The 8,436-nt window shown below is 60.9% G+C and carries 7 protein-coding genes and 2 pseudogenes; 4 read left to right on the top strand and 5 right to left on the bottom strand.

The features are described 5' to 3' along the window. Positions 1-44 precede the first annotated feature (44 nt). The 3 genes from der to PSTU_RS0110850 all read left to right on the top strand — a co-directional run bounded on the left by der (position 45) and on the right by PSTU_RS0110850 (position 3,535). On the top strand, positions 45-1,523 hold the full coding sequence (gene der / locus PSTU_RS0110860) for a ribosome biogenesis GTPase Der (RefSeq protein WP_019341054.1): 1,479 nt from the start codon (positions 45-47) through the stop codon (positions 1,521-1,523). Between the two features lie 81 nt (positions 1,524-1,604). Continuing rightward, a complete protein-coding gene (locus PSTU_RS0110855) occupies positions 1,605-2,753 on the top strand; it encodes a pyridoxal phosphate-dependent aminotransferase (RefSeq protein WP_019341053.1) in 1,149 nt (382 codons plus the stop codon). After that, positions 2,741-3,535 (top strand): amidohydrolase, encoded by a 795-nt coding sequence (locus PSTU_RS0110850; protein WP_019341052.1) that lies wholly within the window; start codon positions 2,741-2,743, stop codon positions 3,533-3,535. Before PSTU_RS0110855 ends, PSTU_RS0110850 begins: the two co-directional genes overlap by 13 nt. A gap of 11 nt (positions 3,536-3,546) precedes the next feature. On the opposite strand, the pseudogene PSTU_RS20695 reads toward PSTU_RS0110850, so the two are convergent. The 5 genes and pseudogenes from PSTU_RS20695 to PSTU_RS20690 form a co-directional block, all read right to left on the bottom strand. After that, positions 3,547-3,926: pseudogene (locus PSTU_RS20695) on the bottom strand (DUF2784 domain-containing protein). 5 nt (positions 3,927-3,931) lie between these two features. Continuing rightward, positions 3,932-4,558 (bottom strand): DUF2238 domain-containing protein, encoded by a 627-nt coding sequence (locus PSTU_RS0110840; protein WP_019341050.1) that lies wholly within the window; start codon positions 4,556-4,558, stop codon positions 3,932-3,934. A gap of 131 nt (positions 4,559-4,689) precedes the next feature. Then, positions 4,690-5,421, bottom strand: a complete 732-nt coding sequence (locus PSTU_RS0110835; protein ID WP_019341049.1) for an endonuclease — start codon at positions 5,419-5,421, stop codon at positions 4,690-4,692. A gap of 92 nt (positions 5,422-5,513) precedes the next feature. Further along, positions 5,514-6,371, bottom strand: coding sequence for a carboxylate/amino acid/amine transporter (locus tag PSTU_RS0110830; protein ID WP_019341048.1), 858 nt, complete (start codon positions 6,369-6,371; stop codon positions 5,514-5,516). A gap of 109 nt (positions 6,372-6,480) precedes the next feature. Next, positions 6,481-7,146, bottom strand: a pseudogene (locus tag PSTU_RS20690) (alcohol dehydrogenase catalytic domain-containing protein); the annotation flags it as partial. 245 nt (positions 7,147-7,391) lie between these two features. Here PSTU_RS20690 and PSTU_RS0110820 point away from each other — a divergent pair. After that, positions 7,392-8,436: cytochrome P450 (locus PSTU_RS0110820; RefSeq protein ID WP_019341046.1), on the top strand; the 1,045-nt coding region annotated here is incomplete at its 3' end.

Raw genomic sequence — 8,436 nt, 5'->3', positions numbered from 1 at the left:
GCGGGGCCCTTCGTGTTTTCTGAAATATCGCAGTGGAGAGCCGTATGGTTCCCGTAATCGCCCTGGTGGGTCGCCCTAACGTCGGCAAATCCACCCTGTTCAACCGTCTGACCAAGAGCCGTGATGCTATCGTCGCGGAATATGCCGGTCTGACCCGTGATCGCCAGTACGGTGAGGCCAAGTGGCAGGGCCGTACCTATATCGTCATCGACACCGGGGGCCTGACCGGAGACGAAGAAGGCATCGACGCGAAGATGGCGGAGCAGTCGCTACAAGCGATGCAGGAAGCCGACGCGGTAATGTTCATGGTCGACGCACGTGCCGGCATGACGCCGGGCGATCAGATGATTGCCGAGCACTTGCGCAAGATGAACAAGCGCCACTTCCTCGTGGCGAACAAGGTCGACAGCATCGATCCGGACATCGCGCGAGCCGAATTCAGCCCGCTGGGTCTCGGCGATGCCTTGCCGATTGCCGCAGCACATGGCCGCGGTATCAGTCATATGCTGGAGCAGGCGCTCGGCACGTTTCCCAAGGACAACGCCGAAGAAGCGGAAACTGAAGGCGAGACTGTCGACGCGGTTGCCGAAGGCGAAGAACTCAAACGCATTCCCGGGCCTAGCGAAAAGGACGGCATCAAGATCGCCATCATCGGCCGTCCGAATGTTGGCAAGTCGACGCTGGTCAACCGCATGCTCGGTGAAGAGCGGGTCATCGTCTACGACCAGGCGGGCACCACGCGAGACAGCATTTATATTCCGTTCGAACGCGGCGACGAAAAATACACGCTGATCGACACCGCCGGCGTCCGGCGCCGCGGCAAGATCTTCGAGGCGGTGGAAAAGTTCTCGGTGGTCAAGACGCTGCAGGCGATCCAGGACGCCAACGTAGTGATCTTCGTCATGGATGCGCGGGAAGGCGTGGTCGAGCACGATCTCAACTTGCTTGGCTTCGTACTCGATAGCGGCCGCGCGCTGGTGATCGCGTTGAACAAGTGGGACGGCATGGAGCCGAGCGAGCGTGACTACGTGAAGACCGAGCTGGAGCGCCGGCTGTTCTTCGTGGAATTCGCCGACATCCACTTCATCTCCGCCAAGCATGGCACTGGCGTCGGCAACCTGTACAAATCGGTACAGGCCTCGTTCACCTCGGCCGTTACCCGCTGGCCCACCAGCCGCCTGACCCAGATCCTCGAGGACGCCGTACGCGAGCATGCGCCGCCAATGGTCGCCAGTCGCCGGATCAAGCTGCGCTACGCTCACCTGGGCGGCGCCAACCCGCCGCTGATCGTGATTCACGGCAACCAGGTCGACTCGATTCCCAAGTCCTATACGCGCTATCTGGAAAATACCTACCGGCGTGTTCTGAAGCTGGTCGGCACGCCGATTCGGATCGAATACAAGGGCGGCGAGAACCCCTACGAGGGCAAGAAGAACACCCTCACAGATCGCCAGGTGAACAAGAAGCGCCGTCTTATGTCGCACCACAAGAAGGCCGAGAAAAAGCGCCGCGACAAAAGATAAACCTGTAGCCGTAAGCGGGGCGCCGCTCAGGGCGCCCATGGTTGCAACTCTCAGTTTCGGCTTCCAGCTTCGAGCGAACAGATGATTACCAGCAAACTCCCTCGTGTCGGTACTACCATCTTTACGACCATGTCGCAGCTAGCTGCTCAGACTGGCGCGTTGAATCTGTCCCAGGGTTTTCCGGATTTCGATGGGCCTGATGCGCTGCGCGAAGCTGTCGCGCGTCATGTCATGGCCGGGCACAACCAGTACGCGCCGATGACCGGCTTGCCGGCGCTGCGCGAGCAGGTGGCGAACAAAGTTGCGACGCTCTATGGCCGTCAGGTTAGCGCCGATACCGAAGTCACCATTACTCCGGGCGCCACACAGGCCATCTTCTGTGCGATCCACGCAGTCATTCGCCCCGGCGATGAAGTGATCGTCTTCGATCCCTGCTACGACAGCTACGAACCGGCTGTGGAGCTCGCGGGCGGAGTCTGCATCCATCAGACGTTGAGCCTGCCGGACTTCGCCATCGATTGGCAGAAGCTGGCCGACGCGGTTACGCCCCGCACCCGTATGATCGTGCTGAACACGCCGCACAATCCCAGCGGGGCGCTAATCAATGCGGCGGATCTGGATCGCCTGGCCGAGCTGATCCGTGACAGGGATATCTATTTGCTCAGTGATGAGGTCTACGAACATTTGATATTCGACGGCCGGCAGCATGCCAGCGTGTTGCGCCATGACGAACTGTATCAGCGGGCCTTCGTTATCAGCTCCTTCGGCAAGACCTACCACGTCACTGGCTGGAAGACCGGTTATGTGGTTGCGCCCGCCGCGCTCAGCAGTGAGCTGCGCAAGGTTCATCAATACGTCAGCTTCGCGGGCGTTACACCGCTGCAGTGGGCGCTGGCCGATTTCATGGCGGCGCATCCAGAGCATCTGAGCGAACTGCCAGCGTTCTACCAGGCCAAGCGTGACCTGTTCTGCGATCTACTGGCTGGCTCGCGTTTCAGCTTTACCCGTGCTGCAGGTACCTATTTCCAGCTGGCCGACTATTCGGCCATTCGCCCGGATCTCGATGATGTCGCCATGGCGGAATGGCTCACTCGCGAGCACGGCGTGGCCAGCATCCCGATTTCGGTGTTCTATCAGACGCCTCCTGAGGAATCACGGCTGGTCCGCTTCTGCTTCGCCAAACGAGAGGAGACGCTGCGCCAGGCAGCAGAACGACTATGCGCGATCTGAACGATTTGCCGGACCTCGAACTGGCACTGATCCAGACCAGCCTCGTCTGGCAGGACGCTACCGCCAACCGCGAGCGCTTTGTTGACTTGCTCGAGCTGGCTCGCGGGGCCGATCTCATCGTATTGCCGGAGATGTTCACAACGGCTTTTTCGATGAACTCATCGGAGCTGGCCGAACCCGAGGAAGGCCCGACCTATAGCTGGCTGCGGGAGCAGGCGGCGCGCATGGACGCGGTGATCACCGGCAGCGTGATCATAGAGGCCGCGGATGGCAGCCACCGCAACCGCCTGCTCTGGGCGCGGCCGAACGGCGAGATTTCACATTACGACAAGCGTCATCTGTTCCGCATGGCAGGTGAGCACAAGCACTACACGGCTGGCGAACAGCAGGCGCTGTTCGAGCTGAACGGTTGGCATGTACGCCCGCTGATCTGCTATGACCTGCGCTTCCCGGTCTGGAGCCGCGACCCTCATGACACCGATTTGCTGCTTTACACGGCCAATTGGCCCGCGGCTCGTCGAAATGCCTGGAACCGCCTGCTGCCGGCACGCGCCATCGAAAATATCTGCTACGTCGCCGCTGTGAATCGGGTGGGGGAAGACGGCAAAGGCTACCCTTACAGCGGCGACAGTCAGGTGCTGGATTATCTCGGCGACCCGCTGCTCGAGGCGGGCGATACCGACGGCGTTTTCCGCACTACGCTACGTGCTCGGGACTTGGCAGCCTTCCGCAACAAGTTCCCGGCCTATCACGACGGCGATGCCTTCGAACTGAAAATCTAGCTGCGCTGGTATCAGCTTGGCGGCACTGCCTTGTGCCGCCAGCGCCACACCAGCCAGCCATAGATCAGCAGGTTAGCGAGCACCACTATGGTGGCCAGCAGGTATTGCACCGGTACGCTCAGCCACGCCGGATAGATTACTGGCAACAGATACTGCTCGACGAAGCTCGTCTCGTAGCCGGCGCCACCAGCCAGATGCCGCAGCTGGTTTTCCCAGTGAGTAAGCGGGCACAGACGTCCGGTCAGTTCGACAAAAATGCCCCAGGCCACGGCCGGTAGGTGCAGCCAGACCAGGCGGTACTTCCAGGCTACCAACAGTCCACCCAACAGCACGAAGACGATAAAACCGAGGTGCAGCACAGCACCGCATCAGCCGCAAAGCGATAGAGCATGACGGCTATCCTGCCGCACCGAGTTTCGCTCGCCTTGCAATCTGGCGGTCCTGAAGCCCCGTCAGCCCGGTGATCGAAAGCAGGGCGCCGAGCAGCGCCATAAGCATGTCCGACTGGGTATCCCAGGGGTCGCCCTGGGTGCCGAGGAAATCCTCGGCGCCCTGACCGGCGATCAGCCCTACCCACCATTCGATCAGTTCATAGAAGGCACTGAAAGCCAGCGCGACGCAGAGCGCGAGAAACCCCAGCATTTTTCCTGGCACCACCATGTTGCGGCGCAGCAGGACTTCCCGCGCGAGCAGGGCAGGCGTTACGCCTTGTATGAAATGGCCAAGCTTGTCATAAGGGTTTCGGCTGAGATCGAACCACTCCTGCACCCAGAACCCTGGCGGTACCCGGGCGTAAGTGTAGGTGCCGCCGAGAATCAATATCAGCGCATGGATTGCAATCACCGCGTAAAGCAGACGGGTAAGCGGGAAATGCCGATAGCTGAGTAGCAGGACAGGGATCGCGATCAACACCGGCGCGACTTCCAGCAGCCAGGTCGCGCGGTCGTACGGGGCGATGCCTGAGGCGAGCAGTGCCAGCAGAACCGCCAGACTCAGGGCTGTGTAGAGCGTCTTGTCCTGCATAGTGAATTGTCTTGATCGCACTAGGAGGCCTCAGCATGCAGTGCTCGAGTGGCGACATGCAATATCGCGAGCGACGCCTCGGTGTACCGGATCCAGGCGTTCTGACGCGGCCTCGCTGTTAGCTGATTCCCTCAGCTCCGCTCGGGGCGAATTGCAGCCCGACGAGCAATCGACTTGGTGCAACGGCTCAGATCCACCGGGCCCACGTAGCGATTGGCGTTGCCTTGCACGCAGGCGATGCTGCGGTTGCGCCACTGCTCCCATTCATTGACCGGATGCTGACGATTCCAGATGTCATACAGGCGCCGATCCTGCTTCGACAGGCGCAGGCCATAGCGTTCGCTCATGTAGAGATAGGTTCGCGCGATGGCGCCCCGGCTGTATTCCGGAGGCATGGCGGTGCGTTGCTTGAAATTGACCACAAACGGACAGGCGCCGTACTGGCTCGGTTTCTCGCTGAGCATGCCAAAGCCGTAATTGCTGCGGTCGCCGTTGACCTCACCGACGACCGGGACGAGGTTATGCAGGTCGGCTTCGGCTTTGCTGAATACCGGGTCGCTCGAGGTGCAGCGCTTACGTCCGCCCTGTTGCCAACATTGGCGCTGATGACCGATCACCCAGGCGGGCACGATGTGCTCCCACTCAACGCGTGCAGCGCGTTTGGGCTGTTTGCGCGGGACGTAGCCGCAGCTGGCAAGATCGATCCGCTTGCCCTTGAAGGCGCAGCCGCAATAGAAACCTACCGGCCGTTCGGCGTAGATATGCCAGGCCAGTTTCTTCGCTTCGCGAAAGGTGCGGGGCGCTTCGGCATGAGCGGTTGGAAAGAAAAGCAGGGCGAGCAGAAGCAAGCTGACACAGCGCATGGATATCTCGACGACTGACTGAGAAATGCATCCATGCGGGGCGCCGCAATCTTACCGATGTGTTAAGCGGAAAACATATTAGAAACAATGAGTTAACAGGCCGTTCGTCGGCCCAGTCGATTGATCCATAGCGAGGCGAGAATGATCAGCCCGCCGATGGCGAGCAACAGCAGGTTGGTTGCCGTGCCCCAGAACAGCAAATTGAGCACGAGGCCTACCGGGACCGCCATGTTGTTCATGACGGCCAAGGTTCCGGCATCGACCTGAGTGGCACCCTTGTTCCAGCAGAACTGGCCCAGGGCGGTGGCCAGTACCCCCATCCAGATCAACACGCCCCACTGGCTGGTCGTCGTCGGCAGCTTGTCGGCGTCGCCGAACAACAGCCAGGCCGGCAGCACGATGATCAACGCACCCAGAAAGAAATAGCCGAAGCGCCGATGCAGCGGGATAGTTGATGGGTAGCGCTGGGCCAGATGCTTGTAGCCCACCTGCCCGGCAGCAAAGGTGAAGTTGGCGAGCTGCATCAGCAGGAAACCGCCGAGGAAGTCGCTGGATACGCCGTCGTAGCGGATCAGGCCGGCGCCGAATACCGCGACGGCTGCGGCCACCAGTGCCCAGGGGTTGAAGCGGCGGTTAAGCGCGTCGTCAATCAACGTCACGTGCAGTGGCGTAAGTACCGTGAACAGCAGCACCTCGGCGACGGTCAGGACGTTGAAGCTCAGGTAAAGGCACAGGTAGGTCACCCCGAATTGCAGCGCGCCGACCAGGGTCACGCCGACAATGAAGCCCGGCGCCACGCCGCGCCAGCGGGTGAACGGAAGGAAGACCAGGCCAGCGAGGATTACGCGCGTGAGCACAGCGAAATAGCTATCCACCTGGCCGGCGAGGTAGGCGCCGATCAGGTTGAAGGAGAACGCCCAGAGTAGTGTGACGAAAATCAGGTAGCGCATGCCGGCTCCTCCGCAGAAGGCCAGCGACCTTAACGACTCATGGGCAAAGAGGAAAGACCGGACGGCGTCCGTTGTGGAGAAACTGGCGCACCCCGGACTGGCGCGCCACGCTGGCGCCGAGGCGCAAAGCGTCTTCCTTTTTATCCGGTGAGGTGGTGAAGAGCACCACGTGCGCGCCCATGGCGTTGGCGATTTTCACACCCATGTGGCGAAGGCCACCGAGGCCGACCACGCCCACCTTCTGACCAGGTCCGACCTTCCACTGGCGCAGCGGTGAGTAGGTCGTGATTCCGGCGCACAGCAACGGCGCGACGGCGGCAAGATTGTTTTCGGGATGAGAGATGCGCAGACGAATTTCTGGTCCACACACGATGTTGTGCGAATACCCACCAAAGGTGTTCTCGCCACCACCGAACGCAGGACCATTGTAGGTGCCGACAAAACCGTTCTCGCAATATTGTTCAAGGGCCTCGCTGCAAGAAGAGCAGCTCTGGCAGCTGTCCACCAGGCAGCCGACACCAGCGATGTCATCGAGTTTGAAACGGCTGACTGCCGAGCCGACGGCTACGACGCGGCCAATGATTTCGTGGCCGGGGACGGATGGATAGAGGGTGTTGTTCCATTCGTTGCGGGCGGTATGCAGGTCGAAGCGGCACACACCGTCGTAGAGGATTTCGATCTGCACGTCATGCTCGCCCAGCGCACGGCGTTGAAAGCTGAATGGAGCAAGTGGCGTCGTGGGATCAAGGGCGGCATAGCCCTGGGCATCTATTATGTTCGTGTCTCCGTTGGGGAAGCAGAGGGCGAAGTTGGTGGCCTGTGGCGCTCGTTCAATGAGTCTATTTCGGCGCCTGAGCGCTGATACTGCGTTGCTACTTTGCACCATAGCCAGCTATGAGTCGTCGCAGCGCCTTGTCTCAGAACCTCCGTCATCCGGACTTGAGTAATCAACTAACGGTACAGGCCACTAGACCAAAAAGGGTTGTCGAATTTCGGCACCGCAGTCAACGAGGAAAGCAAATGAGCGAAGAACCGAAGTCGGATTGGGATCCACGATCCGCTGATGTACTGGCTGACCAAATCGCTGCCTATGATGCGCTACGGGCCCGTTGTCCCGTGGCACACAGTGAATACCTGCAATGGTCGGTGCTGCGTCACGCCGACGTCATGCAGGTCTTGCTGGACCATGAGACCTTCAGCAGTGCGGTGTCCAGCTATCCTTCGGTGCCCAATGGAATGGACCCGCCAGAACACACGTCGTTTCGTCGGCTGATCGAGCCGTATTTTGCGCCCCAACACATGCAGGCCTTCGAGCCTCGCTGCCGGGCGATTGCACACGAGTTGGCCGCCTCGCTGCCGAAGGCCGGTGAGGTCGAGCTGATCAACGGTTTTGCCCAGGATTTCGCACTGCGCATCCAGTGCGCGTTCATGGGCTGGTCGGCCGACCTGCACGAACCCCTGCGCCAATGGACCCATAAGAACCACAAGGCGACCCTGGCAGGTCTCCACGCCGCTAAAGCCGAAGTTGCGCTCGAGTTCGACGGCTACATTCGCGGCATTCTCGAAACGCGTCGCGCCGAGGACGCCGTGCCAGGCGAGGACCCCACGGATCGCCTGCTCAACGAGCAGGTCGACGGGCGGCCGCTGAGCGATGAAGAAATCGTCAGCATCCTGCGCAACTGGACGGTGGGTGAGCTGGGAACCATCGCTGCCAGCGTCGGCATCGTCACGCATTACCTGGCCGCGCGGCCGGAACTGCAGCGACAGCTACGCGAGGACCTGTCCCTGCTGCCGGCGGCCATCGATGAAATCCTGCGTATCGACGCACCGCTGATCGCCAATCGCCGGGTCACCACCCGTGAGGTGGAACTGGGCGGGCGCCAGATCGAGGCGGGAGAACGGTTGACCCTGCTCTGGGCTTCGGCCAATCGCGACGAGCAGGTATTCGGCGATCCCGATGCGTTTCACCTGGACCGCGATCCTTCGCTGAATCTGCTCTATGGTGCGGGCATTCATGTATGCCCGGGCGCACCGCTGGCGCGCCTGGAGCTGCGTATCGTGATGG

This window comes from Stutzerimonas stutzeri SDM-LAC, assembly GCF_000235745.1.
GTDB classification, from domain to species: domain Bacteria; phylum Pseudomonadota; class Gammaproteobacteria; order Pseudomonadales; family Pseudomonadaceae; genus Stutzerimonas; species Stutzerimonas stutzeri_H.
This window is presented reverse-complemented; position numbering and strand designations above follow the sequence as displayed.